Genomic DNA, 25,679 nt, shown 5'->3' with positions numbered 1-25,679 from the left:
ACGTCTCACGACGGTGATAAAGGCTCTATGCCGAACAAGAGGGACGAAGTTCTACCCTGAGGGCAGAATTCACCCTCAGGGTCAGACATTATTTGTAACAATCCAGGCGGGCCGGAAAGCTACTTTCTGGTTTTCTACACCCATTGCGAACCCATTTTGGGTGCGAATTGATGCAGATTTGTTGCCTAGCTTCGTAAAACGCAGAGCGTCCGTAGCGTAGGATTACCAGGCAGAGCCGGGTACATTGACTGCTGTTTTAAGCATTAACCCCTTGAAACAAAGGGTTTGGAGCCATGGTGCAGTGAACCAAACCAAGCACGACACATACATACGTGTCGCACCAAAGCGCTTATGATAGCGGACCCGTCAACCCCCTGACAGAGCCAGGCGCTTGCCCTCTGCAGCAACGACATCCCTCTTCTTGATACAAGGAAGCCTTCCATGATCCTGCTCCATACCAATCACGGCGTCATCACCGTCAAGCTGTTCGAAGACAAGGCTCCTGAAACCACGACCAATTTCAAGGAATACATCAAGAGCGGCCATTACGACGGCACCATCTTTCACCGCGTGATCGGCAACTTCATGATCCAGGGCGGCGGCTTCGAGCCGGGCATGAAGCAGAAAGCCACCCGCGCCCAGATCAAGAACGAAGCCAACAACGGCCTTTCCAACAAGACCGGCACCCTGGCCATGGCGCGCACCATGGAGCCGCACTCGGCGTCCGCGCAGTTCTTCATCAACGTCAAGGATAACGACTTCCTCGACCACACCGCCCCCACCGTCCAGGGTTGGGGCTATGCCGTTTTCGGCGAAGTCGTCGAAGGCATGGATGTGGTCGAGAAGATCAAAGGTGTTTCCACCACCATGAAATCCGGTCATCAGGACGTTCCGGTGGATGACGTCATCATCGAAAAGGCCGAGATCGTCGAGTAAGCCTCGTTGATCCTGCTGATTTCAGATCTGCATCTGGAAGAGCAACGCCCGGATATCAGCCGGGCGTTTCTTCGTTTTCTTGAAACCCGTGCCCCCCAGGCCGAGGCACTCTATATTCTCGGCGACTTCTTCGAGGTCTGGGTCGGCGACGATGGCATGACACCCTACCAGCGCAGCATCGCCAGCGCGCTGCGCACCCTGAGCGAAAGCGGCACACGCATCTATCTGATGCATGGCAACCGCGACTTCATGATCGGCCAGGCGTTCTGCAAAGAGGCCGGCTGCACGCTGCTCTCCGACCCGCATGTCGCCATGCTCGGCGGCGAGCGCGTTTTGCTGATGCATGGCGACAGCCTGTGTACCCGAGACGAAGGCTATATGCGCCTGCGCCGCTGGCTGCGCAACCCGCTCAGCCTGTTCATCCTGCACCACCTCTCCCTTGCCAAGCGGCAAAAGCTCGCGCAAAGGCTGCGCTCGACCAGCAAAAAAGAAACCCGAATGAAAGCCAGCGATATCGTCGACGTGACGCCTGACGAGGTGATCCGGATGATGCACAAGCACAAGGTCCGCACCCTGATCCACGGCCACACGCACCGCCCGGCAATACATTCACTGCAACTCGACGGCCAGGTCGCGCAGCGTATCGTCCTGGGCGACTGGGATCGGCAGGGCTGGGCCTTGCAGATCGACGAGTCGGGCCGGCACCAGGCACCTTTCGATCTCGACTGATCAGGCCGCCTCGGGGATGCCGCTGTGGAAGCGGAACTCGGAATCGGGGCTTTCGATTAGCTCGCGCTCACGCTCTCGCACCCGGACGATGGTCGCATCGATATCGGCAGCGTCGCCGTAGAGATAGGCCAGTTTCAGATAATCCTGGAAATGCCTGGCCTCGGATTTGAGCAGGCCGTGATAGAACTTGCCCAGTTCCTCGTCCAGATGCGGGACCAGCATGGCGAAGCGTTCGCAGGAACGCGCCTCGATAAAGGCACCGATCACCAGCGTATCGGTCAGTCGATAAGGCTCGTGGTTGCGCACCAGCTCACGTAAGCCAGCCGCATATCGCGAGGAGCCAACATTGCGCAGGGCGATTTCCCGCTTGCGGATGATCGACAGCACCTGCTCGAAATGCCGTAACTCCTCTCGCGCCAATCGCGACATCTTGTGCTGCAGATCCGGTTTGTCGATGTAACGAAACATCAACTGGAAAGCAGCGCCGGCGGCCTTCTTCTCGCAGTTGCCGTGATCGATGAGCATCACGTCCTGATTCTGCAAGGCAACATCGACCCAGGCCGCGGGAGTCGCGCAGCCGAGAAATTCATTCAATTCAGCAAGCATGATGAGTGTCTTGATAGTGGCAAGTAATGAAAATGGCGTATTAGCCATCGCCGGCGATGCATTATACGAGGCATTCTCTAGGGTCTGTTGACGTTTCGGCGCAAGCCGCGTTGCAGCGTCAAATGTCGCCAGGCCGGGCGGCGTTCCGCAAGGCGCGGGACGCAGGTAATGGTCGCTCCCTTGCCAAGTCCCGCAACGCCGCATGGCGACATTTGCCGCGCAACCCAAAGGGACGGGCCAGTTTTTGCGCGGAGCGTTGTTGCTCAACAGCTCATTTGGACGACCAAACTTCGCGTCTCGCGCCTAGCCCCGCGCAAAAACTGGTTCCGTCGCGGTCGCGAGCGAACGTCAACAGACCCTACACGCCCAGCGCTGATTGATTTGCATCACTGACCAGCGCCGGCCCCTTGTCTATAGTCCAGTGACTCGAACAGGAAACGGAGCCGATCATGCAAGCCATTCGCTGTATTCTCGTGATAATCGATCCCAAACAGCCAGAAAACCTCGCACTGAAACGCGCCTGCCTGATTGCCAGTGTCAGCCAGTCGCGACTGCACCTGCTGATCTGTGATGGCAAGCAGGATCACAGCGAATACCTGGACCGCCTGCGCGAAGAAACGGAAACTCAGGGCCACACGGTCAGTACTGCACAGGCGTGGCTCGAGAACATCTACCAGACCATCATCAGCGTGCAGCAAGCCGAAGGCTGTGGCCTGGTGATCAAGCAGCATATCCCCGACAACTCTCTCAAGCGGGCGCTGCTGACTCCTGATGACTGGAAACTGCTGCGTTACTGCCCCTGCCCCGTGCTAATGGTCAAGACGGAAACCCCCTGGACCGGCGGCAAAGTACTGGCTGCGGTGGATGTCGGCAACGCTGATATCGAACATCGCACCCTGCATGCCAGCATCATCAATCACGGTTACGAAATCGCCTCTCTGGCTGGCGGCAATCTGCATGTCATCAGCGCCCACCCTTCGGCCATGCTCTCCGCGGCAGATCCGGCGTTTCAGTTGAAGGAAACCATCGAGGCCCGCTACCGTGATGCCTGCAAGCAGTTCCAGGCCGAGTTCGACATCCCCGACAGCCAGCTGCATATCAAGGAAGGTCCGGCTGATGCGCTGATTCCGCATGTCTGCAAGCAGCTTCAAGCCGTAGTGACCGTCATCGGCACCGTCGCCCGTACCGGCCTTTCCGGCGCATTGATGGGCAATACCGCCGAAGTGGTGCTCGATGCGCTGGAAAGCGATGTTCTGGTATTGAAGCCGGACGATATCATCGAGCACCTCGAAAACCTGGTAGCGCAGCGATAATCCTCGGGCGCACCGCCCCGGCGCGCTGAGTCGGGTGCAGGCAAAGTTGCCTGTACCCGGTAATCAGTCAGCGGATATCCCCGGCAATGAATCGCGGAGCGACATAGCGCTCGTAATGAGCCTGCGAGAGCAGAAAGAACTCTTGATCAATGGCATCGCGCAGTTCAGGCAATGACCAATTGCGAAATTCCGGCAACAGCACAATGCCATAGGCCTCAAGTTGCTGGATAACCCGCGCACCTCGCGCAATCAGCTGATATGCCCAACCATAAGGTGATTGCCCGTCAACAAAACGGATCTGTCGAGCCAGCAACTGCTGTCGTAGCAAGCCGGCATCGAAGACTTCCAACTTCGCCGCCATCACTTGCGTCAGAAGCTGCTCCAGGCGCAGCCAGACGGCGCGCTTTTCATCCTCCGCATAAGCGTTCCAGCCCACCACCTCATGATTGAAGCGCTTGCAGCCACGACAGACCAGATCGCCATAAACGGTCGAGCAGAGGCCAACACAGGGAGTTTTGATGCGCTGATTTGACATGATGGACATGAATCGAAGAACAGCCCCATATCTTAGACTTTTGTCCTAGCCGGGTCACCGTTGAATCGTTCGTAGCAGGCCGGAAGCCGCGCCAGACCTGCTCTCGGCGTCTTTTTAGAACATCCTGAATCTGCTTGGAAGACACAGTCGCCGCAGCCCTTCACTTAACTTTATGGCCCCGTTCCAGTAGAATCGGCCCGCCGTTTTCGGCGCCACAATCCGTACGAAGCTGTTTTCAAAGCGTCACGAGCACAGTTGAACCGGCCATTTGCTGGATGCGCAGATCCCTCTAACCAGCGCATCCAGCACCTCAAGCCGACGTAAAACTTTGAAAACAGCTTCCGGATGCGCGTCCCGAAACATCCAAGGGACCAATGATGAGGGTAATAAACTGTGCTTGAAGCCTATCGCAAACATGTAGAAGAGCGTGCCGCCCAGGGCGTCGTGCCCCAGCCGCTGAACGCCGAGCAGACCGCAGGCCTGGTCGAGCTGCTGAAAAACCCGCCAGCCGGCGAAGAAGCCTTCCTGGTTGATCTGATCACCAACCGTGTGCCCGCAGGCGTCGACGAAGCCGCCTACGTCAAGGCCGGTTTCCTCTCCGCTATCGCCAAGGGCGAGGCAACTTCCCCGCTGATCAGCAAGCAACGCGCCGTCGAGTTGCTGGGCACCATGCAGGGCGGCTACAACATCGCCACGCTGGTCGAGTTGCTGGACGATGCCGAACTGGCTGCCACGACCGCCGAGCAACTCAAGCACACCCTGCTGATGTTCGACGCTTTCCACGACGTCGCCGAAAAAGCCAAGGCCGGCAATGCCAACGCCAAGGCCGTGCTGCAGTCCTGGGCTGACGGCGAGTGGTTCCAGAGCCGCCCTGCGCTGGCCGAGAAGATCACCCTGTCCGTGTTCAAGGTCACTGGCGAAACCAACACCGACGACCTGTCCCCCGCTCCGGACGCCTGGTCGCGCCCCGATATCCCACTGCACGCCCTGGCCATGCTGAAGATGGCCCGCGACGGTATCGAACCCGACGCTCCCGGCTCGGTCGGTCCGATCAAGCAGATGGAAGCACTGAAAGCCAAGGGCTTCCCGGTTGCCTACGTCGGTGACGTGGTCGGTACCGGCTCTTCCCGCAAGTCCGCCACCAACTCGGTGCTGTGGTTCTTCGGCGACGACATCCCGAACGTGCCGAACAAGCGCGCCGGCGGCTTCTGCTTCGGCACCAAGATCGCCCCGATCTTCTACAACACCATGGAAGATGCCGGCGCCCTGCCGATCGAATTCGACTGCACCAACCTGGCCATGGGCGACGTCATCGACGTGTACCCCTACAAGGGTGAAGTGCGCCGTCATGGCAGCGACGAGCTGGTCACCACCTTCGAGCTGAAGACTGACGTATTGCTGGACGAAGTCCGCGCCGGTGGTCGTATCCCGCTGATCATCGGTCGCGGCCTGACCGACAAGGCCCGCGCCGAACTGGGCCTGGGTCCGGTTGATCTGTTCAAGATGCCGGTCGCGCCGGCTGACAGTGGCAAGGGCTTCACCCTGGCACAAAAAATGGTCGGTCGCGCCTGCGGTCTGCCGGAAGGCAAGGGCATCCGCCCCGGTACCTATTGCGAACCGAAGATGACCACCGTCGGCTCCCAGGACACCACCGGCCCGATGACCCGTGACGAGCTGAAGGACCTGGCTTGCCTGGGCTTCTCCGCCGACCTGGTCATGCAGTCCTTCTGCCACACCGCGGCCTATCCGAAGCCAATCGACGTCAATACCCACCACACCCTGCCGGACTTCATCCAGAACCGTGGCGGCGTCTCCCTGCGTCCGGGCGACGGCATCATCCACAGCTGGCTGAACCGCATGCTGCTGCCCGACACCGTCGGCACCGGCGGCGACTCGCACACCCGCTTCCCGATGGGTATTTCCTTCCCGGCCGGTTCCGGCCTGGTGGCCTTCGCCGCCGCCACCGGCGTCATGCCGCTGGACATGCCGGAATCCGTACTGGTGCGCTTCAAGGGCGAAATGCAGCCGGGCATCACCCTACGTGACCTGGTCCATGCCATCCCCTACTACGCCATCCAGGAAGGCCTGCTGACCGTCGAGAAGAAGGGCAAGAAGAACATCTTCTCCGGTCGCATTCTCGAAATCGAAGGTCTGAGCGGGTTGACTGTCGAGCAGGCGTTCGAGCTGTCCGACGCTTCCGCCGAGCGCTCCGCCGCCGGTTGCACCATCAAGCTGCCGGAAGAGGCGATCGCCGAGTACCTGCGCTCCAACATCACCCTGCTGCGCTGGATGATCAGCGAAGGTTACGGCGATCCACGCACCCTGGAGCGTCGCGCCCAGGCAATGGAAGCCTGGCTGGCCAGACCTGAGCTGCTGGAAGCCGACAAGGACGCCGAATACGCCGCCGTGATCGAAATCGATCTGGCAGACGTGAAGGAACCTATCCTCTGCGCCCCGAACGACCCGGACGACGCTCGTCTGCTCTCCACCGTTGCTGGTGAGAAGATCGATGAAGTCTTCATCGGTTCGTGCATGACCAACATCGGTCACTTCCGTGCTGCCGGGAAACTGCTGGAGAAGGTCAAGGGCGGTATTCCGACCCGTCTGTGGCTGGCTCCGCCGACCAAGATGGACGCCCACCAGCTGACCGAGGAAGGCTACTACGGCATCTACGGCAAGGCCGGTGCGCGCATGGAAATGCCGGGTTGCTCGCTGTGCATGGGTAACCAGGCGCGCGTGCAGACCGGTTCGACCGTGGTCTCCACCTCAACCCGTAACTTCCCGAACCGTCTGGGCGATGCGACCAACGTGTACCTGTCCTCTGCCGAACTGGCATCGGTCGCCTCGATCATCGGCAAGCTGCCGACCGTCGAGGAGTACATGCAGTACGCGAAAGAGATCGACACCATGGCTGCTGATGTCTATCGCTACCTGAGCTTCGACCAGATCGCCGAGTTCCGCGAGTCTGCGGAAAAGGCCAAGATCCAGGTTGTTGAAGTCTGAGGCTGAACCTCCCAAGGTGAACTATCTGAACAGGTAGCTCAAAGGGACGAAAATGCCCGCATCGAAAGATGCGGGCATTTTTTATGCGCCCTTGATCGGTTACGCATCCCCACTTATCTGTTGCCAATAAAAAACCCGGTCCTGCATGTTCTGCAGGACCGGGTTCAGTAGTTCAGCCAGGTATCAGCGAACCTGAGCTTCCACTTCAGCCTCAACGCGACGGTTGATCTGACGGCCTTCCTCGGTGCTGTTGTCAGCAACCGGACGGGACTCGCCGTAGCCGACCGAGTCGACGCGCTGGCTTTCTACGCCATACTGATTGACCAGCACTTCGCGAACGGCCTGAGCACGACGCTCGGACAGACGCTGGTTGTATTGGTCGGTACCCACGGAGTCAGTGTGACCTTCGACGGTGGTGCTGGTCTGCGGGTACTGCTGCATGAAGTCAGCCAGGTTCTTGATGTCGCTGTAGCTTTCTTCACGCACACGGGACTTGTCGAAGTCGAACTTCACGTCCAGCTCGACACGGACCAGTTCCGGCTCTGGCTCCGGCTCGGTGTCGACGATGGGCGCCGGTGCGGGCTCTGGAGTCGGCTCGACCTGTGCAACCTGGCGGGTGCCGCCGCCAAAGTTCAGACCGACACCCATGCCAGCCATCCACTCGGCTTCGTCAGCATCGATGTTGTACATGCCATCAACGCTGGCCTTGGCGAAGAAGTTCTCGGTGAAGTAATACTTCAGACCAGTACCGACGTTGGCAAAGGTGCTGCGGTCACGACCACCACGATCAGCCTGACCGATGCTCTGGTGAGCAGCGCCAGCGGAAACATAGGGACGCAGACCAACACCTGGCTGACCGAAGTGATAAGTGGCATCAAGTGAAGTCAGGCTGCCCTTGATGTTCTTGTGACCACCGGCGCCCAACGGATCCTGGGACGTCAGATCGTGGTATTCACCATAGGACAGACCAAGCGATACATCGTCGGTCAGGAAGTAACTGACGCCAGCGCCATAGAGCTCACCGTCGCGCTGCACATCACGCGAGCTGTCGGTGAAGTAGTGCTTGCCGAATGCCTCCACCTCAACGGCGCCCTGGCCCTGAGCCAGCGCGCTAACAGAAGTGGCGGCAATCAGGGAACCAATTGCAACGCCCAAGGTGTTTTTAAGCTTCATCCGTAAATCCCCATCTGGTGGTTAGTATCAGAACAATCTAAGGAAACCCCGGCTAACTGAAAACCCAAGCTGTTCGCTGTCTCTATGACAACTTTGAGCCATCAAGTTTCAATTATTCCGGAAAATTTTTCGCGAAGTTTATCAAGAGCACGCTTGTAACGCATCTTCGTTGCGCTTAGCCCCATGTGCATGATGTCAGCAATCTCCTGGAACTCCAGCTCTGCAACAAAGCGCAAAACAAGAATCTCCCGATCAATCTGATTCACATGCACAAGCCAATGCTCAAGACCGCTCTTCTCAGTCACGACAGGCGCGCTGTCGTCGGAAGCCTCCTCGACCGGGTCGAGACTCAAAGCATCCAGCAACCGTCGCTTGCGTCGCTCCTTGCGATACTGCGTAATACACTCATTATAAGTAATGCTATATAGCCATGTTTTGAACTTTGACTTCCCTTCGAAGTTCTTGAGGCCATACAAGACCTTCAACATCACCTCTTGACACACGTCATCAGCGTCTCGTTCGTTTCCGAGATAACGAGCACACACGTTGAAAAGAGTGCGTTGATATCGCCGCATCAGCTCTTCATATGCACGGGTTATATGAAACAACTCGCCATGGGCACGCTGCACCAATTCTTCATCGGAAAGCTGGCGTGGGTCATAGCTCATGGTTGGCGGATGGACTGTAGTCAAGACGCTTCGAACCGGCTGTCAAAGTCATGGCCAGCATTCATGGAAGACCAACAAAATTAGCGGCGTACTTTAACAGATTATCGGCTCAGGCGGCTGTCCACGCGCTGCTCCAGCAGCACTCTGTTTGCAATCGAGACCCTCTCGCCATCATCCGTCAGCAACTGGGTCTTGGCTGTTCCGATTTCCTCGATTTCGCCCTCCAGTTCCAATCCGTCAAGGCGAACGCGCTGCCCTACCCCATACAGCTCCCGCACATAGATGCCGGCGAGAATCTGGCTGACCAGTTCGCGACTACCCAGCCCCAGCGCCAGCGCGACGGCAAGTCCGACGGAGATCAGGGCAATGGCGATAACATAGTTGAGCAGCTCGGTTTTCACCTCGAGCTGACCGATCGCGACCGAAATGCTGATGATGATTACCAGCCCCTGGGCAATGCGTCCCAGCCCGCTGGCATATTCAAGCCCGACGCCTTCCGCAGCGCCGCGAACCAGGCCGCTGACCAACTGAGCCAGCAGCACGCCAGCAAGCAGGATCAGTCCCGCGCCAAAAACCTTCGGCACATAGAGCGCCAGCATGTCGAGGGTTGCCGAGACACGGGCCAGCCCAAGCGACTCGGCAGCCGAGACAAGGAAAATCAGCAGCACGAACCAGTAGACGACTCTACCGATCAGGGTGGATACCGACGCACGAATACCGGCACGACCCAGAAGCTTGGTTGTACCCGTGCCGGCGACCAGTCGGTCGAGGCCTATTTTTGCCAACCCCTTGGACAGCAGGGCATCAAGCAATTTGGCAACGAGAAAGCCAATTGCGACAACCAGCAATGCTCCAAACAGACGTGGGATAAAAGCTGCAATGGGTGCCCAGAGCGCACTCATTGCAGCGAGCAGACTTTGGCTCCACTCCATGATCAATCAGCCTTGTCGAAAGAGGTTGGATGGGTCGTGTGGCGCGGGGTGACAGCTGAAGAGCGGGAAGCACCGCTGCTGAGCACAACCAGCAGCGTTTGCAGCCAGTGTCCCATCAAGCCGAACAGATCACCCGCGCCCACCTGACGGTTGGCCGTTTTCAAGACTCGGTCCAGACAGGCGTCATCGTCATGCCCGGACTGCGCCTTGAGCATATCGCGCAGGGATTCTTCAAAGGGATCACCCATGCTCACCTCGTTACACTCCAACTCGGGAACCTTTTACGTTTCACAGCACACCGAGGAAACGCTTCAGTGCCTAGACGGCAGCTGTATGAAAAAGTCACATTCATACCCATTTCAGGCGACGGAATATCCACCATTGAAAAACCGCTACCGCAGCGATAAGCGCACATGCCAGCGCAAAACCATAGGGATTCTCCGAGCCCGGAATACCCCCGACATTGATGCCCAGCAGGCCAGTGAGAAAGCTCATCGGAAGAAAGAAACCGGTGATGATGCCAAGCAGATACATGGTTCGATTCATTCGCTCGCGCATGCGCCGCTCCTCGGCCTCCAGTACCAGATTGGCCCGTTCACGGACCAGCTCCAGCTCTTCGAGGTAGCGGATCAGGCGGTTGCTCAGCTCGTTCCAGTACACGGTATCGTCATCGACGAACCAGGGAAGCCGTTTGCGCGCCAGTTGTCCGTAGATCTCGTTCTGAGGCAGCAGAAACCGGCGCAGGCTTGCAGCTTGGCGCCGCAACGCAAGCAACTTGTCCTGCGGTGGCGCATAGCGCGGCTCGGTTTCGAGGCGATCCTCTTCGTCATCCACTTTCTCGGCGAGCAGCGCAACCAGATCATCCACGCGGTCGGTCAATGCTTCGGCGAGACTGATCAGCACCTCGGAAGCCGTTTTCGGGCCTACGCCTGCAGCCAGTTGCTGGATCACCGCCTCGGTGGAGCGCAGTGGTCGCAGGCGCAGCGAAATCACTCTGCGCGCATCGGCGAAAACCCGTAGTGAAACCATGTCCTCAGGTTCGGCATCCGGATTGAGGTTCACCCCTCGCAAAAACAGCAACAGCTCGTCAGCCGGCAAGGGCAGCAGTCGTGGGCGCGTGTTTTCCTCAAGCAGCACATCACAGGTAAAACCGCTCAAGCCACTCCGTTCGCGCAACCAGGCCTGGGCCTGAGGCTGGCTGCGATCCCAGTGCAGCCACAGGCTTTCGCTCTCGACCAGCTCCAGCGAGGCAATGTCCGCATAAGTGAGCTGGCGGGCGCCACCCCGCCCATCCAGCACCAGGGCATGCAACAGGCCCATTTCCTCATCAGCCAGCATGGCTTCCCCGCTCAGACTGCAAAAAAGCCCGGCTTGCAGGCTGTATGAAAACGTAGCGAGCGAAGGTCAGGCAAGGCAAAAACAGGCGAAAAAGCGCAGTTTACGAGCTGTAAATGAGCATTTTGAGCCTGTTTTTAACGCAGCATGGCCGAGCGCAGTAGTTTTCACACAGCCTGCTTGACCGGGCTCGTGTAACCGAAAGCATGACTCAATCAGGCATTTTCAACGCTTCTGGCGAAACCACGATGCCGTTGTTGTCGGCATAGAGGTATTCACCCGGGCGGAAGGTCACGCCGCAGAAGGTCACCGGGATGTTCAGTTCGCCGACACCCCGCTTGTTGCTCTTCAGCGGATGGCTGGCCAGCGCCTGCACGCCGAGGTCGGTTTGCGCGACGATATCCACATCACGGATGCAGCCATAGATGACCAGCCCCTGCCAGCCATTGCGCGCAGCCTTCTCGGCCAGCATGTCGCCCAACAGGGCGCAACGCAGCGAGCCACCACCATCGACCACCATCACCTTGCCGGCACCATCGAGCTCGACCTGCTCCTTGACCAGCGAGTTGTCCTCGAAGCACTTGACCGTGACGATCTGCCCGCCGAAGGAATCACGACCACCGAAGTTGCTGAAGATCGGTTCCACGACCTGAATCAGCTCAGGGTAGGCATCGCACAGATCTGGCGTGACGTATTGCATGAGTGTTCCCCTTGTTTTGCTGGTACGAAAAAGGGCGAATTTCGCCCTTTTTACCTGTGAGCGATCAGTTGATCTCGGCATCCGCCAGGAAGAACCAGGTATCGAGTACCGAGTCAGGGTTCAGCGAAACGCTCTCGATGCCCTGCTCCATCAGCCACTTGGCCAGATCCGGGTGGTCGGACGGCCCCTGGCCGCAGATGCCGACGTACTTGCCGGCCTTGTTGCAGGCTTCGATGGCGCTTGCCAGCAGCTTCTTGACCGCCGGGTTACGCTCGTCGAACAGGTGCGCAATGATGCCCGAGTCACGGTCCAGACCCAGCGTCAGCTGCGTCATGTCATTGGAGCCGATGGAGAAACCATCGAAGAACTCCAGGAACTCGTCGGCCAGCAGTGCGTTGGATGGCAGCTCGCACATCATGATGATGCGCAGACCGTTCTCGCCACGCTTGAGTCCGAACTGAGCGAGGATGTCGATGACCTGCGAGGCCTCGCCGAGGGTGCGCACGAAGGGCACCATCAGCTCGACGTTGGTCAGCCCCATCTCGTCGCGCACCTTGCGCATGGCACGGCATTCGAGCTCGAAGCAGTCACGGAAGGATTCGCTGATATAGCGCGAGGCGCCACGGAAGCCGAGCATCGGGTTTTCTTCTTCCGGCTCGTAGAGCCTGCCGCCGATCAGGTTGGCATATTCGTTGGACTTGAAGTCCGACAGGCGCACGATGACCTTCTTCGGCCAGAAGGCTGCAGCCAGGGTACTGACGCCCTCGACCAGTTTTTCGACATAGAAGTCGACCGGGTCGCCATAACCGGCGATGCGTTTCTCGACACTGTTCTTCACATCGCTCGGCAGGCCGTCGAAATTCAGCAGCGCCTTGGGATGCACGCCGATCATGCGGTTGATGATGAATTCCAGGCGAGCCAGGCCAACGCCTTCGTTGGGCAGCTGGGCGAAGTCGAATGCGCGGTCGGGGTTACCGACGTTCATCATGATCTTGAACGGCAGTTCGGGCATGGCGTCGATGGAGTTCTGGCGGATATCGAAGCCCAGTTCGCCTTCGAAGATCAGGCCGGTGTCGCCTTCGGCACAGGTCACGGTGACGCGCTGGCCATCCTTGAGCAGCTCGGTGGCGTTGCCGCAGCCGACGACCGCCGGAATCCCCAGCTCGCGCGCGATGATCGCCGCGTGGCAGGTACGGCCACCGCGGTTGGTGACGATGGCGCTGGCGCGCTTCATCACCGGCTCCCAGTCCGGATCGGTCATGTCCGATACCAGCACGTCGCCCGGCTGGACCTTGTCCATTTCAGAAACGTCGCGAATGATCTTCACCGGACCGGCACCGATACGCTGGCCAATGGCACGACCTTCGACCAGCACGGTGCCCTTTTCCTTCAGCAGGTAGCGCTCCATGACATTAGCGCTGCTGCGGCTTTTGACGGTTTCCGGACGTGCCTGAACGATATACAGCTGGCCATCGTCACCGTCCTTGGCCCACTCGATATCCATCGGGCGACCGTAGTGCTTTTCGATGATCATCGCCTGGCGGGCCAGGTTGCTGACTTCCTCGTCGGTGAGACAGAAGCGCATGCGTTCGGCCTGATCGACATCGACGGTCTTGACCGACTTGCCGGCGCTGGCTTCTTCGCCGTAGATCATCTTGATCGCCTTGCTGCCCAGATTGCGGCGCAGGATGGCCGGACGGCCTGCTTCAAGCGTGTGCTTGTGGACGTAGAACTCGTCGGGGTTGACCGCGCCCTGAACCACGGTCTCTCCAAGGCCGTAGGCGCCGGTGATGAATACCACGTCACGGAAGCCGGATTCGGTATCCAGGGTGAACATCACACCAGCAGTGCCGGTTTCGGAGCGCACCATGCGTTGCACGCCAGCGGACAGGGCGACCAGTTTGTGGTCGAAGCCCTGGTGCACGCGATAGGCGATGGCGCGGTCGTTGAACAGGGAGGCGAACACCTCCTTGGCAGCACGGATCACATTGTCCACGCCACGAATATTGAGGAAGGTTTCCTGCTGGCCGGCGAAGGAGGCATCCGGCAGGTCTTCTGCGGTTGCCGAAGAGCGCACCGCAACCGCCAGGTTGTCGTTACCGGCGGACATCTCGGCAAAGGCTGCACGGATATCGGCGTCCAGTTGCGGTGGAAACTCGGCGGCCATGACCCAGCCGCGAATCTGCGCACCGGCCTTGGCCAAGGCGTTGACGTCATCCACATCCAGCGCATCGAGCAACGTATGGATCTGCTCGTTCAGACCGCTGAGTTCCATGAAATCGCGATAGGCCTGCGCCGTAGTGGCGAAACCACCAGGTACTGAAACACCCGCGCCTGCGAGGTTGCTGATCATCTCGCCCAGGGAGGCGTTCTTGCCCCCTACACGCTCAACATCATGATTGCCGAGCTTATCGAGGGAAACTACGTACTCTACCAAGGTGATCTCTCCACGTTGTATTGGAAACTCGGTTCGCGCCCAGGTGGCACGGTGGCCCGGCTCTGCAAAATAAGTGACAATGCCAGCCAATCGAGGCTCTTCAAGGGGCCTTCACTATAGCTGAGAAGCGTTCTCGACTTAAGGCTCCAAGGGCAATGAAACGAACTGCTTTTTTCATCTCCGACGGTACCGGGATCACGGCCGAAACACTCGGCCAGAGCCTGCTGGCACAGTTCGAAACCATCAACTTCACCAAGCTGACCCGGCCATACATCGATACGACCGAAAAAGCGCGGGCAATGGTACAGCAAATCAATAAAGCAGCGGAAAGCGATGGTGCGCGTCCGATCATATTCGACACCCTGGTCAATCAGGAAATTCGCGACATCCTCGCCGAATCCAACGGCTTCATGATCGATATCTTTTCCTCGTTCCTCTCACCACTGGAACATGAACTGATGTCACGCTCCTCGTATTCCGTGGGCAAATCCCACTCCATCGGTCACAGCAGCAACTACATGGAGCGCATCGAGGCGGTGAACTTCGCCCTCGACAATGACGATGGCGCCCGCACCCGTTACTACGACAAGGCCGACCTGATCCTGGTCGGCGTATCACGCTGCGGCAAAACCCCGACCTGCCTCTATATGGCCATGCAGTACGGCATCCGCGCTGCCAACTACCCGTTGACCGAAGAGGACATGGAGCGCCTGCAACTGCCCAGCGCCCTCAAGACCTACAAGGACAAACTGTTCGGCCTCACCATCGACCCCGAGCGGCTGGCCGCCATCCGCAACGAGCGCAAGCCCAACAGCCGCTACGCCAGTTTCGCCCAGTGCGAATTCGAGGTACGCGAAGTCGAAAGCCTGTTCCGCCGCGAAAACATCAACTACATCAATTCGACGCACTTCTCCGTCGAAGAAATCTCCGCCAAGATCCTGGTGGAAAAAGGCGTCGAACGGCGATTCAAATAAATGCCGCTTCGCTAGACAACAAAAAGTCCGCCAGGTGCGGACTTTTTGCTTTTCACGCCGCGATAAATCCGCTTCGGGGCTCGACGCCCATCAGAACGCATCCTCGGGAACGCGTACCCAGCCTTCCATCAGGATGCGCGCACTGCGGCTCATGATGGCCTTGGTCACCGTCCACTGACCCTCGACCTGGCGCGCCTCGGCACCGACACGCAACGTGCCGGACGGATGTCCGAAACGTACCGCCTCACGCTCACCGCCGCCCGCCGCCAGGTTGACCAGCGTGCCGGGCACCGCCGCCGCCGTGCCGATGGCCACGGCGCAGGTGCCCATCATGGCGTGGTGCAGCTTGCCCATGGAGAGCGCGCGGACCAGCAGGTCCACTTCCCCGGCATCGATGGCCTTGCCACTGGATGCCGCATAAGTTTTCGGCCTGGAAACGAAGGCGACCTTCGGCGTGTGCTGGCGGGTCAATGCTTCTTCTGCCGTCTTGATCAGTCCCATGCGCAGCGCGCCAGCCACGCGAATAGCCTCCAGACGCGCCAGCGCCTCGGCATTGCCGTTGATGTCTTCGCGCAGTTCGGTGCCCTGATAGCCGATGTCTTCGGCATTGACGAACACGGTAGGAATGCCGGCGCTGATCATGGTCGCCTTGAGCGTGCCGATGCCGGGAATGTCGAGCACATCGACCAGGCTGCCGGTGGGGAACATCGAACCGCCCTCTTCGCCGTCATCGGACGGATCGAGAAATTCCAGCACGATTTCCGCCGCTGGGAAGGTCACGCCATCCAGCTCGAAATCACCGGTTTCCTGTACCTGGCCATTGCTGACCGGTACATGGGCGATGATGGTTTTCTGGATATTGGCCTGCCAGATACGCACCACGCAGGTGCCATTCTCGGGAATCCGCGATGGGTCGACCAGGCCTGCGTGGATGGCGAAGGCGCCGGCACCGGTGGACAGGTTGCCGCAGTTGCCGCTCCAGTCGACGAAGGGCTTGTCGATGGAAACCTGGCCGTAGAGGTAGTCCACGTCGTGGTCCGGCTGGCTGCTTTTCGACAGGATCACGCACTTGCTGGTACTGGAGGTGGCGCCGCCCATGCCGTCGATATGCGCGGCATAAGGGTCGGGGCCGCCGATCACGCGCATGAACAGCTTGTCGCGAGCCTCGCCTGGAACCTGGCAGCGCTCAGGAAGGTCCTGCAGGCGGAAAAACACGCCCTTGCTGGTGCCGCCACGCATATAAGTAGCGGGAATTCTGATCTGGGGTGCACGAGCCATGAAAACGAGTCCTCATGAAACGCTGCCGCCAGAGGGCGGCAGCGGGAATGGAATGCGGGTGTAGGGTGGATGTCGCTTCTGACATCCACCCCGACACCGCTCGGTGGATCGCCACCCGGTGGAACGCCACCCGGTGAATCGGTAAAGCGTGATCCACCCTACGCCTGCCCGAGGAAATCCTTGGCAAAGCGCTGCAGTACGCCACCCGCCTCGTAGACGGAGACTTCGTCGGCGGTATCCAGACGGCAGATCACCGGCACCTCGACGGTTTCGCCGCTCTGGCGGCGGATAACCAGCGTCAGCTCGGCACGCGGCGTGCGCTCACCGATCACGTCGAAGGTCTCGGTACCATCGATACCCAAGGTCTTGCGATCAGTACCCGGTTTGAACTCCAGCGGCAACACCCCCATGCCCACCAGGTTGGTGCGGTGGATGCGCTCGAAGCCTTCGGCGACGATGGCTTCCACACCCGCCAGACGCACGCCCTTGGCCGCCCAGTCACGGGAAGAACCCTGACCGTAGTCGGCGCCGGCAATGATGATCAGCGGCTGCTTGCGGTTCATGTAGGTCTCGATGGCTTCCCACATGCGCATGACGGTGCCTTCCGGCTCGACACGCGCCAGCGAACCCTTCTTCACCTGACCGTCGACCACGGCCATTTCGTTGACCAGCTGTGGGTTGGCGAAGGTTGCGCGCTGCGCCGTGAGGTGATCACCGCGGTGGGTGGCGTAGGAGTTGAAGTCCTCTTCCGGCAGGCCCATCTTGTGCAGATATTCACCCGCGGCGCTGTCCAGCAGGATGGCGTTGGAGGGCGACAGGTGGTCGGTGGTGATGTTGTCCGGCAACACCGCCAGCGGGCGCATGCCCTTGAGCGTGCGTTCGCCGGCCAGCGCGCCTTCCCAGTAAGGCGGACGACGGATATAGGTGGACATCGGTCGCCAGTCGTACAGCGGGCTTTCGGCCTCCTGCACTGCGCCGAGGTCGAACATCGGAATGTAGACCTGATGGAACTGCTCCGGCTTCACCGAGGCGGCGACGATAGCGTCGATTTCCTCGTCGCTCGGCCACAGATCCTTCAGGGTGACGGGGTTGCCCTGGGCGTCATGGCCCAGCACATCCTGCTCGATGTCGAAGCGCACGGTGCCGGCGATGGCATAGGCGACCACCAGCGGCGGCGAGGCAAGGAAGGCCTGCTTGGCATAGGGGTGAATACGGCCATCGAAGTTGCGGTTGCCGGACAATACGGCAGTGGCGTACAGGTCGCGGTCGATGATTTCCTGCTGGATCACCGGGTCCAGCGCGCCGGACATGCCGTTGCAGGTGGTGCAGGCGTAGCCGACGATGCCGAAGCCGAGCTTTTCCAGCTCGGGCAGCAGGCCGGCCTCTTCCAGATAGAGCCTGGCGACCTTGGAACCCGGAGCGAAGGAAGTCTTGACCCAGGGCTTGCGCAGCAGACCCAGTTCGTTGGCCTTTTTCGCCACCAGGCCTGCAGCGACCACGTTGCGCGGGTTGGAGGTGTTGGTGCAGCTGGTGATGGCCGCGATGATCACGGCGCCATCGGGCATCAGCCCTTCCGCTTCCTCGGCTTTACCGGCTTCCAGCTTGGCCTCGTCGGCGATGCCGCGTTCGTGCAGTGCCGAGGTCGGCAGGCGACGGTGCGGGTTGCTCGGGCCAGCCATGTTGCGCACGACGCTGGACAGGTCGAACGACAGCACGCGCCCGTACTCGGCGGTCTTCAGCGCATCGGCCCAGAGGCCGGTGGTCCGGGCGTAGTTCTCGACCAGCGCGACCTGCTCCGGCTCGCGACCGGTCAGCTTGAGGTATTCGATGGTCTGCTGGTCGATGTAGAACATCGCCGCCGTCGCACCGTATTCCGGGCACATATTGGAGATGGTGGCGCGGTCGCCGATGGACAGGCTGTCGGCGCCCTCGCCGAAGAACTCGACCCAGGCACCGACCACGCGCTCCTGACGCAGGAACTCGGTCAGGGCCAGGACGATATCGGTGGCGGTGATGCCGGGCTGGCGCTTGCCGGTCAGGCGCACGCCGACGATATCGGGCAGGCGCATCATCGACGGACGGCCAAGCATGACGGTTTCAGCTTCCAGGCCACCGACGCCGATGGCGATCACGCCCAGGGCATCGACGTGTGGCGTGTGGCTGTCAGTGCCAACGCAAGTGTCAGGGAAAGCCACGCCGCCGCGCGCCTGGATCACCGGACTCATTTTCTCAAGGTTGATCTGGTGCATGATCCCGTTGCCGGCAGGGATCACATCGACGTTCTTGAAGGCCGTCTTGGTCCACTCGATGAAGTGAAAGCGGTCTTCGTTGCGACGCTCTTCAACGGAGCGGTTCTTCTCGAAGGCATCCGGATCGAAGCCGGCATGCTCCACCGCCAGCGAGTGATCGACGATCAGCTGGGTCGGCACCACTGGATTGACCTTGGACGGATCGCCCCCCTGCTCGGCAATCGCATCGCGCAGGCCGGCGAGGTCCACCAGCGCGGTCTGGCCGAGGATGTCATGGCACACCACACGTGCCGGGTACCAGGGGAAATCCAGGTCCTGCCTGCGCTCGACAAGCTGCTTCAGCGAATCGCTCAGCATCGCCGGATCGCAACGGCGCACCAACTGTTCGGCCAGCACGCGGGAGGTATAGGGCAGTTTGTCATAGGCGCCGGGCTGGATGGCTTCGACCGCCGCGCGGGTATCGAAATAATCAAGCAGGGTGCCAGGCAGAGGTTTGCGGTGTTCTGTATTCATGCCGGAAGAACTCAATCCAGTAATGTTCCGTGAAGCAAGGAAAGGGGAGCCCTCGCGGTCTCCCCCTTATCCGATCAACGCTCGGCGATCGGTACGACCTTGCGCTGTTCCGGACCGATGTAATCGGCGCTTGGCCGAATGATCCGGTTGTTGCCGCGCTGTTCGAACACATGGGAGGCCCAGCCGGTTACACGCGAGCAGACAAAGATCGGCGTGAACAGCTTGGTGGGAATGCCCATGAAGTGGTAGGCCGAGGCATGGTAGAAGTCGGCGTTGGGGAAGAGCTTCTTCTGCTCCCACATGGTCTCGTCGACGGCTACCGATACCGGATAGAGCACGGTGTCGCCAACTTCGTCGGCCAGCTGCTTGGCCCAGACCTTGATGACCTCGTTGCGCGGGTCGGAAACGCTATAGATGGCGTGACCGAAGCCCATGATCTTGTCCTTGCGCTCGAGCATGCCGAGGATGGCTTCGCGGGCCTCTTCGGGGCTCTTCCACTGCTCGATCATGTCCATTGCCGCCTCGTTGGCGCCGCCGTGCAGCGGGCCACGCAGCGAACCGATGGCGCCGGTCACGCAGGAGTAGAGGTCGGACAGGGTCGAGGCACAGACGCGCGCGGTGAAGGTCGAGGCATTGAACTCATGCTCCGCGTAGAGGATCAGCGAAACGTTCATCACCTTGACGTGCAGGTCGCTCGGCTTCTTGCCGTGCAACAGCGCGAGGAAGTGGCCGCCCAGGGTGTCTTCGTCGCTGGTACAGTTGATCCGTACACCTTCATGGCTGTAGCGGTACCAGTAGCACATGATCGCCGGGTAAGCGGCCATCAGGCGCTCGGCGACATCGCGCTGCTGCTCGAAGCTGACTTCAGGCTCCAGATTGCCCAGCATCGAGGTGCCGGTACGCATGACATCCATCGGGTGAGCGCTGGCCGGGATGCGCTCCAGCACTTCCTTGAGGGTCTGCGGCAGGTCACGCAGGGTCTTCAGGCGGTTCTTGTAGGCAACCAGTTGCTCGCCGGTGGGCAGTTCACCGTAGAACAGCAGGTAGGCCACTTCCTCGAAATCGCATTCAGCAGCCAGATCGCGCACGTCGTAGCCGCGATAGGTCAGCCCGGCGCCGGTCTTGCCGACGGTGCACAGTGCAGTCTGACCTGCGATCTGGCCGCGAAGGCCTGCCCCGGTCAATACTTTTGCTTCAGCCATGGGTTATCTCCTTATTGGATTTATTCGGGATATTTCAACTTGCATCGATGAAGACCCGCCGACTCCGAGCGTCATGACGGTCGGAGCCAGCCACCACTCAGCTCTTCTTCTGGGCGAACAGCGCATCGAGGCTTTGCTCGAAGGCGTGGTAGTTGATGCGGTCGTACAGCTCCATCCGGGTCTGCATGGTGTCGACCACATTCTTCTGCGTGCCGTCGCGGCGCAGCGCGGTGTAGACATTCTCCGCCGCCTTGTTCATGGCGCGGAACGCCGACAAGGGGTACAGCACCAGGGACACGTCGACGCTGGCCAGTTCTTCGGTGGTGTACAGCGGCGTGGCGCCGAATTCGGTGATGTTGGCCAGGATCGGCGCTTTCACGCGGTCGGCGAAGGTCTTGTACATGGCCAGTTCGGTGATGGCTTCCGGGAAGATCATGTCGGCGCCGGCCTCGATGCAGGCAGCGGCGCGATCCAGAGCGGCATTCAGGCCTTCGACGGCCAGCGCATCGGTACGCGCCATGATCACGAAGCTGTCATCGGTACGGGCATCGACGGCGGCCTTGATGCGGTCGACCATTTCCTGCTGGGAGACGATTTCCTTGTTGGGACGGTGGCCGCAGCGCTTGGCGCCGACCTGATCCTCGATGTGGATCGCCGCCGCACCGAACTTGATCATCGACTTGACGGTACGCGCCACGTTGAAGGCCGAGGAGCCGAAGCCGGTGTCCACATCCACCAGCAGAGGCAGATCGCAGACATCAGTGATACGACGCACGTCGGTCAGCACGTCGTCGAGTCCGGTGATACCCAGATCCGGCAGTCCCAGCGAACCGGCGGCGACACCGCCACCGGACAGGTAGATGGCCTTGAAGCCGGCGCGCTTGGCCAGCAGGGCATGGTTGGCGTTGATGGCGCCGACGACCTGCAGCGGATGTTCACTGGCCACGGCGTCACGGAAACGCTGACCGGCAGAAGGAAGAGTCATGCATTACCCCTTTTATATGGTGTGTGTTCGAGAACGCCCTTGAAGTGGCGCTCAACATTGCGCTTGGAAGCGGCGATATGGCGGCGCATCAGCAGCTCCGCCAGCTCGCCATCGCGTTCGGCGATGGCATCGAGGATGCGATGGTGTTCGGCGAAGGCCTGATGCGGACGGTTCGGTGTGGTGGAAAATTGGATGCGGTACATGCGCACCAGCTGGTAAAGCTCGTCGCACAACAGCTTGGCCAGGGTGCGGTTGCCGCTGCCCTGGATGATCCGGTAATGGAAATCGAAATCGCCTTCCTGCTGGTAATAACCGACGCCCGCCTGGAAGGCCTCGTCGCGTTCGTGCGTACCCAGCACGCGGCGCAGCTCTTCGATCTCGGCGTCGCTCATGCGCTCGGCAGCCAGCCGGCAGGCCATGCCTTCCAGTGACTCGCGGATTTCATAGAGTTCGATCAGTTCGGCATGGCTGAGCGAGACCACGCGGGCGCCCACATGGGGAATGCGCACCAGCAGCTTCTGCCCTTCGAGGCGGTGAATCGCCTCACGCAGCGGACCGCGACTGATGCCGTAGGTACGCGCCAATTCCGGTTCGGAAATCTTGCTGCCCGGCGCAATATCGCCCTTGACGATGGCCGCCTGGATCAGCCGGAACACGTGCTCGGACAGCGTGCCGCTGTCCGCTTGCTGTATTGCCGTGGGAAATTCCAGTGTATCGAGCATGATTGTCAACACTTGACCATTTCAATGCCCGCAAATTACGCCGCGATTGCCCAGCAGTCAAATCAGCACAGGGATAATTGTCAACAATATGACTAAAGTCGGAGATGGCACAGGTGCTGTTCGAGCCGTCCGGTTACGCTGTCGCGACCCTGAAACCAGCATGCTAGAATGCTGGCCTTTGCAGTGTCGGCGCCCGCCTGCGGCAACAATGACAAAAGCATGGGCCGGTTCCGGCCATTCGTTTTCCAATCTCGAAGACCACAGGTTCCATGAGAGTCAAAGCCTACTCCCTGCTGCTCTGCGCATGTTTCTCGCCCTCGATTGGCCTGGCCGCCGACAAGACCATTTATGGACTGAACGAACATGTGGCGCTGCCTGACTTCGGTCTGGAAGTGCCCGCCAAGCTCGACACCGGTGCCCAGACGGCTTCGCTCAGCGCAAGCGACATCACTCGTTTCAAGCGCAACGGAGAGTCCTGGGTACGCTTTTATCTGGCCATCGACAGCGCGCACAGCCACCCCATCGAACGTCCGCTGGCGCGTATCAGCAAGATCAAGCGGCGTGCCGGAGACTTCGACCCGGAAGAAGAAAAAACCTACACGGCGCGTCCCGTCATCGAGCTTGAGCTGTGCATGGGCAAGGCACTGCGCACCATTGAAGTGAACCTCACGGACCGCAGCGCTTTCCAATACCCACTTCTGATTGGTTCCGATGCCCTGACCCGCTTCGGTGCGCTGGTCGATCCAAGCCTTACTTACGTCGCCGGCAAGCCCGGCTGCATCACCGAATCCGACGCTGACGAGTGACCCCATGCGCGCGCTAACCCTGCATCTGAAAGTCCTGATCTTCCTGCTTGTCACGCTGGGCATTGCGATAACGGCCTACCAGATCTTCATTCTCGGCATTCCGGTGACCGAAGACGAAACCGATGATCTGTGGAATATCGATGCCAAGGTCGAGTTCCAGGCCAATCCGCGCGAGCCGGTCAAGCTGCAGATGTACGTGCCGCCGCTGAATCAGGAATTCGTCAGCCTCAACGAGAGTTTCATCTCCAACAACTATGGCGTCAGCATCAACCGCGCCGATGGCAACCGCCGGGTCACCTGGTCGGCGCGCCGCGTCACGGGCAAGCAGACACTCTATTACCGCCTGGTGCTGACCAAGCGTTATAGCGGCGAACAGACCAAGGCCAGCGGCCCGATCTTCCGCGACAGCATTCCGGTCGAAGGCGCGGAGAAAATCGCCGCCGAAGCCCTGCTCTCACCGATTCGCCAGCACTCGGCGGACGTCGAAACCTTCATCAGTGAAGCCATCAAGCGTGTCAACAATGCCAATGATGACAACGTGAAACTGCTCCTCGGCGGCGACTCGGCCACGGCGAACAAGGCTCGCGTGATCGAATTGCTGCTGTCCATCGCCCACGTGCCCATGGAGCGCGTGCATACAGTGCGACTGCTGTCCGACGTAGCGCAAACGCCGGAGCTGTGGCTGCGCAGTTTCAATGGCGACAGGTGGCTGTACTTCAACCCCGAAACCGGCGAACAGGGCCTGCCGCAGGACCGCCTGGTCTGGTGGACCGGCGACGAGCCGTTGGTCACCCTGGAAGGCGGACGCAACCCGCAGGTGACCTTCACCCTCAACAGCAGCGAGATGAACGCTATTCGCCTGGCCAAGCTGACCGACGAGAACACCGACGCGGATTTCCTCGAATACTCGCTCTACGGCCTGCCGCTGCAGACCCAGCAGACCTACCAGATCATGATCATGATCCCCATCGGCGTGCTGGTGATCCTGATCCTGCGCAACCTCGGTGGCCTGCAGACACTCGGCACCTTCACCCCGGTACTGATCGCCCTCGCCTTCCGCGAAACCCAGATCGGGTTCGGCATCATCCTGTTTACCGTGATCACCGCGCTGGGCCTGTCGCTGCGCTCGTATCTGGAACACCTCAAGCTGCAGATGCTGCCGCGCCTGTCGGTGGTGCTGACCTTCGTCGTGGTGCTGATTGCGGTGATCAGCCTGTTCAGTCACAAGCTCGGGCTGGAACGCGGCCTCTCGGTATCGCTGTTCCCGATGGTGATCCTGACCATGACCATCGAACGCCTGTCCATCACCTGGGAAGAACGCGGCGGCGGCCACGCCTTTAAGGTGGCGGTCGGCACCCTGATCGCGGCCAGCCTGTCGTTCATGCTGATGAACATTCCAGAGCTGACCTACTTCATCTTCACCTTCCCGGCGGTGCTGCTGATCATGGTGGGCTTCATGCTGGCGATGGGTCGCTACCGCGGCTACCGCCTGACCGAGCTGTTTCGTTTCAAAGCCTTTCTGAAGGATTGAGCCCATGTTCGGTCTGATCAAGACGTGGAAGGCGCTGGAAGCCAAAGGGATCATGGGCATCAACCGCCGCAACGCGGACTACGTGCTCAAGTACAACAAGCGCAACCTGTATCCGATCGTCGATGACAAGATCATCACCAAGGAGCGCGCCATCGAGGCCGACATCGATGTGCCGGAGATGTACGGCATCATCGAGACCGAAAAGGACATCGAGAAGCTCAAGGAGATCGTCAAGGATCACCCCGACTTCGTCGTCAAGCCGGCCCAGGGTGCCGGCGGCGACGGCATCCTGGTGATCGCCGATCGCTTCGAGGGCCGCTACCGGACGGTTTCAGGCAAGATCATCACCCACGAGGAGATCGAACATCAGATCTCCAACATTCTCACCGGCCTCTACTCGCTGGGCGGCCTGCGTGACCGTGCGCTGATCGAGTACCGCGTGACGCCCGACCCGATCTTCAAGAGCATCAGCTACGAAGGCGTGCCGGACATCCGCATCATCGTGCTGATGGGCTACCCGGTGATGGCCATGCTGCGTCTGCCCACACGCCAGTCGGGCGGCAAGGCCAACCTGCACCAGGGCGCCATCGGCGTCGGCGTGGACCTGGCCACCGGCATCACCCTGCGCGGCACCTGGCTGAACAACAAGATCACCAAGCACCCCGACACCACCAATGCGGTGGACGGTGTGCAACTGCCCAACTGGGACGGTTTCATGACGCTCGCCGCCGGCTGCCATGAGTTGTGCGGCCTGGGCTACATCGGCGTCGACATGGTGCTCGATGAGGAAAAAGGTCCCCTGATCCTCGAACTCAACGCCCGCCCCGGCCTGAACATCCAGATCGCCAACGATTGCGGCCTGACCCACCGGGCGCAGGCGGTGGAAACCCGGCTGGCGGAACTCAAGGAAAAAGGCATCAAGGAAACGCCCGAAGAGCGGGTGAAATTCGCCCAGGAGCTGTTCGGGCACGTTCCGCCTCACGCTGACTGATCCACACCGGGCCGCTCGCGCCATGACCAGCAAGCTGTTTTTAACGAAGTATTGCCAACGC

At 60.1% G+C, this 25,679-nt stretch carries 22 protein-coding genes; 8 read left to right on the top strand and 14 right to left on the bottom strand.

All coding sequences use genetic code 11. From position 1 onward, the window contains the following. Positions 1–441: 441 nt before the first annotated feature. Both G7020_RS04610 and lpxH read left to right on the top strand, forming a co-directional pair. Positions 442–936, top strand: a complete 495-nt coding sequence (locus tag G7020_RS04610; protein ID WP_181082759.1) for a peptidylprolyl isomerase — start codon at positions 442–444, stop codon at positions 934–936. Between the two features lie 6 nt (positions 937–942). Then, a complete protein-coding gene (lpxH, locus tag G7020_RS04605) occupies positions 943–1,665 on the top strand; it encodes a UDP-2,3-diacylglucosamine diphosphatase (protein ID WP_181082758.1) in 723 nt (240 codons plus the stop codon). Here lpxH and G7020_RS04600 read toward each other — a convergent pair whose 3' ends face one another. Beyond that, positions 1,666–2,271 (bottom strand): tRNA-(ms[2]io[6]A)-hydroxylase, encoded by a 606-nt coding sequence (locus tag G7020_RS04600; RefSeq protein ID WP_181082767.1) that lies wholly within the window; start codon positions 2,269–2,271, stop codon positions 1,666–1,668. A 449-nt stretch (positions 2,272–2,720) separates the two neighbouring features. On the opposite strand from G7020_RS04600, the gene G7020_RS04595 reads away from it, so the two are divergent. After that, positions 2,721–3,584 (top strand): universal stress protein, encoded by an 864-nt coding sequence (locus tag G7020_RS04595; RefSeq protein WP_181082757.1) that lies wholly within the window; start codon positions 2,721–2,723, stop codon positions 3,582–3,584. Between the two features lie 67 nt (positions 3,585–3,651). On the opposite strand, the gene G7020_RS04590 is transcribed toward G7020_RS04595, so the two are convergent. Next, positions 3,652–4,119, bottom strand: coding sequence for a DUF1289 domain-containing protein (locus G7020_RS04590; RefSeq protein WP_181082766.1), 468 nt, complete (start codon positions 4,117–4,119; stop codon positions 3,652–3,654). Between the two features lie 393 nt (positions 4,120–4,512). Here G7020_RS04590 and acnB point away from each other — a divergent pair, with 393 nt between their 5' ends. Then, positions 4,513–7,122, top strand: coding sequence for a bifunctional aconitate hydratase 2/2-methylisocitrate dehydratase (gene acnB, locus G7020_RS04585; protein WP_181082756.1), 2,610 nt, complete (start codon positions 4,513–4,515; stop codon positions 7,120–7,122). A gap of 183 nt (positions 7,123–7,305) precedes the next feature. On the opposite strand, the gene G7020_RS04580 is transcribed toward acnB, so the two are convergent. The 7 genes from G7020_RS04580 to ppsA form a co-directional block, all read right to left on the bottom strand. Then, positions 7,306–8,295, bottom strand: coding sequence for an OmpA family protein (locus G7020_RS04580; protein WP_181082755.1), 990 nt, complete (start codon positions 8,293–8,295; stop codon positions 7,306–7,308). A gap of 101 nt (positions 8,296–8,396) precedes the next feature. Beyond that, positions 8,397–8,963, bottom strand: a complete 567-nt coding sequence (gene sigX / locus G7020_RS04575) for an RNA polymerase sigma factor SigX (RefSeq protein WP_181082765.1) — start codon at positions 8,961–8,963, stop codon at positions 8,397–8,399. A gap of 101 nt (positions 8,964–9,064) precedes the next feature. Next, entirely contained in the window at positions 9,065–9,895 is an 831-nt protein-coding gene (locus G7020_RS04570) for a mechanosensitive ion channel family protein (protein ID WP_181082754.1), read from the bottom strand. A gap of 2 nt (positions 9,896–9,897) precedes the next feature. After that, complete coding sequence (locus G7020_RS04565) at positions 9,898–10,143, bottom strand: CrfX protein (protein ID WP_181082753.1); 246 nt, start codon at positions 10,141–10,143, stop codon at positions 9,898–9,900. 100 nt (positions 10,144–10,243) lie between these two features. After that, positions 10,244–11,233 (bottom strand): zinc transporter ZntB, encoded by a 990-nt coding sequence (locus tag G7020_RS04560; RefSeq protein ID WP_181082752.1) that lies wholly within the window; start codon positions 11,231–11,233, stop codon positions 10,244–10,246. A 208-nt stretch (positions 11,234–11,441) separates the two neighbouring features. Next, complete coding sequence (rraA, locus tag G7020_RS04555) at positions 11,442–11,930, bottom strand: ribonuclease E activity regulator RraA (protein WP_181082751.1); 489 nt, start codon at positions 11,928–11,930, stop codon at positions 11,442–11,444. Positions 11,931–11,994: 64 nt separating this feature from the next. Further along, positions 11,995–14,367, bottom strand: a complete 2,373-nt coding sequence (gene ppsA / locus G7020_RS04550) for a phosphoenolpyruvate synthase (RefSeq protein WP_181082750.1) — start codon at positions 14,365–14,367, stop codon at positions 11,995–11,997. A gap of 155 nt (positions 14,368–14,522) precedes the next feature. Between ppsA and ppsR the strand changes: the two genes are divergently transcribed. Next, positions 14,523–15,341: a posphoenolpyruvate synthetase regulatory kinase/phosphorylase PpsR gene (gene ppsR, locus G7020_RS04545; protein WP_181082749.1), complete on the top strand. Its 819-nt coding sequence runs from the start codon at positions 14,523–14,525 to the stop codon at positions 15,339–15,341. A gap of 90 nt (positions 15,342–15,431) precedes the next feature. Here the strand turns inward: ppsR and prpF are convergent, their stop codons facing one another. The 5 genes from prpF to G7020_RS04520 form a co-directional block, all read right to left on the bottom strand. Next, complete coding sequence (gene prpF / locus G7020_RS04540) at positions 15,432–16,619, bottom strand: 2-methylaconitate cis-trans isomerase PrpF (RefSeq protein ID WP_181082748.1); 1,188 nt, start codon at positions 16,617–16,619, stop codon at positions 15,432–15,434. A gap of 158 nt (positions 16,620–16,777) precedes the next feature. Beyond that, on the bottom strand, positions 16,778–19,381 hold the full coding sequence (acnD, locus tag G7020_RS04535; RefSeq protein ID WP_181082747.1) for a Fe/S-dependent 2-methylisocitrate dehydratase AcnD: 2,604 nt from the start codon (positions 19,379–19,381) through the stop codon (positions 16,778–16,780). A gap of 74 nt (positions 19,382–19,455) precedes the next feature. Beyond that, positions 19,456–20,583: a bifunctional 2-methylcitrate synthase/citrate synthase gene (gene prpC, locus G7020_RS04530; protein ID WP_181082746.1), complete on the bottom strand. Its 1,128-nt coding sequence runs from the start codon at positions 20,581–20,583 to the stop codon at positions 19,456–19,458. Positions 20,584–20,680: 97 nt separating this feature from the next. Continuing rightward, positions 20,681–21,568 carry a methylisocitrate lyase gene (gene prpB, locus G7020_RS04525; RefSeq protein ID WP_181082745.1) on the bottom strand — a complete coding sequence of 296 codons (888 nt, stop codon included), beginning with the start codon at positions 21,566–21,568 and terminating at the stop codon, positions 20,681–20,683. Then, positions 21,565–22,290 (bottom strand): GntR family transcriptional regulator, encoded by a 726-nt coding sequence (locus G7020_RS04520; protein WP_181082744.1) that lies wholly within the window; start codon positions 22,288–22,290, stop codon positions 21,565–21,567. Before G7020_RS04520 ends, prpB begins: the two co-directional genes overlap by 4 nt. A 269-nt stretch (positions 22,291–22,559) precedes the next feature. On the opposite strand from G7020_RS04520, the gene G7020_RS04515 reads away from it, so the two are divergent. Genes G7020_RS04515 through G7020_RS04505 form a run of 3 tightly spaced genes read left to right on the top strand, consistent with a single transcriptional unit; the run spans position 22,560 to position 25,618 of the window. Continuing rightward, a complete protein-coding gene (locus tag G7020_RS04515; RefSeq protein WP_181082743.1) occupies positions 22,560–23,096 on the top strand; it encodes an ATP-dependent zinc protease in 537 nt (178 codons plus the stop codon). Between the two features lie 4 nt (positions 23,097–23,100). Further along, a complete protein-coding gene (locus G7020_RS04510; protein WP_181082742.1) occupies positions 23,101–24,627 on the top strand; it encodes an inactive transglutaminase family protein in 1,527 nt (508 codons plus the stop codon). A gap of 4 nt (positions 24,628–24,631) precedes the next feature. Continuing rightward, positions 24,632–25,618, top strand: coding sequence for an alpha-L-glutamate ligase-like protein (locus G7020_RS04505; RefSeq protein WP_181082741.1), 987 nt, complete (start codon positions 24,632–24,634; stop codon positions 25,616–25,618). Positions 25,619–25,679 lie beyond the last annotated feature (61 nt).

It is taken from the genome of Stutzerimonas stutzeri (genome assembly GCF_013522825.1).
In the GTDB taxonomy this organism is placed as follows: domain Bacteria; phylum Pseudomonadota; class Gammaproteobacteria; order Pseudomonadales; family Pseudomonadaceae; genus Stutzerimonas; species Stutzerimonas stutzeri_AK.
Note: the sequence above shows the minus strand (reverse complement) of the source record. Positions and strands in the feature narration are given on the sequence as shown.

Coding starts and splice junctions, on each gene's coding strand:
- G7020_RS04610 (WP_181082759.1), top strand. CDS start 442: ATGATCCTGCTCCATACCAATCACGGCGTCATCACCGTCAAGCTGTTC.
- G7020_RS04600 (WP_181082767.1), bottom strand. CDS start 2,271: ATGCTTGCTGAATTGAATGAATTTCTCGGCTGCGCGACTCCCGCGGCC.
- G7020_RS04595 (WP_181082757.1), top strand. CDS start 2,721: ATGCAAGCCATTCGCTGTATTCTCGTGATAATCGATCCCAAACAGCCA.
- G7020_RS04590 (WP_181082766.1), bottom strand. CDS start 4,119: ATGTCAAATCAGCGCATCAAAACTCCCTGTGTTGGCCTCTGCTCGACC.
- G7020_RS04580 (WP_181082755.1), bottom strand. CDS start 8,295: ATGAAGCTTAAAAACACCTTGGGCGTTGCAATTGGTTCCCTGATTGCC.
- sigX (WP_181082765.1), bottom strand. CDS start 8,963: ATGAGCTATGACCCACGCCAGCTTTCCGATGAAGAATTGGTGCAGCGT.
- G7020_RS04570 (WP_181082754.1), bottom strand. CDS start 9,895: ATGGAGTGGAGCCAAAGTCTGCTCGCTGCAATGAGTGCGCTCTGGGCA.
- G7020_RS04565 (WP_181082753.1), bottom strand. CDS start 10,143: ATGGGTGATCCCTTTGAAGAATCCCTGCGCGATATGCTCAAGGCGCAG.
- G7020_RS04560 (WP_181082752.1), bottom strand. CDS start 11,233: ATGCTGGCTGATGAGGAAATGGGCCTGTTGCATGCCCTGGTGCTGGAT.
- rraA (WP_181082751.1), bottom strand. CDS start 11,930: ATGCAATACGTCACGCCAGATCTGTGCGATGCCTACCCTGAGCTGATT.
- ppsR (WP_181082749.1), top strand. CDS start 14,523: ATGAAACGAACTGCTTTTTTCATCTCCGACGGTACCGGGATCACGGCC.
- prpF (WP_181082748.1), bottom strand. CDS start 16,619: ATGGCTCGTGCACCCCAGATCAGAATTCCCGCTACTTATATGCGTGGC.
- acnD (WP_181082747.1), bottom strand. CDS start 19,381: ATGAATACAGAACACCGCAAACCTCTGCCTGGCACCCTGCTTGATTAT.
- prpC (WP_181082746.1), bottom strand. CDS start 20,583: ATGGCTGAAGCAAAAGTATTGACCGGGGCAGGCCTTCGCGGCCAGATC.
- prpB (WP_181082745.1), bottom strand. CDS start 21,568: ATGACTCTTCCTTCTGCCGGTCAGCGTTTCCGTGACGCCGTGGCCAGT.
- G7020_RS04520 (WP_181082744.1), bottom strand. CDS start 22,290: ATGCTCGATACACTGGAATTTCCCACGGCAATACAGCAAGCGGACAGC.
- G7020_RS04515 (WP_181082743.1), top strand. CDS start 22,560: ATGAGAGTCAAAGCCTACTCCCTGCTGCTCTGCGCATGTTTCTCGCCC.
- G7020_RS04510 (WP_181082742.1), top strand. CDS start 23,101: ATGCGCGCGCTAACCCTGCATCTGAAAGTCCTGATCTTCCTGCTTGTC.
- G7020_RS04505 (WP_181082741.1), top strand. CDS start 24,632: ATGTTCGGTCTGATCAAGACGTGGAAGGCGCTGGAAGCCAAAGGGATC.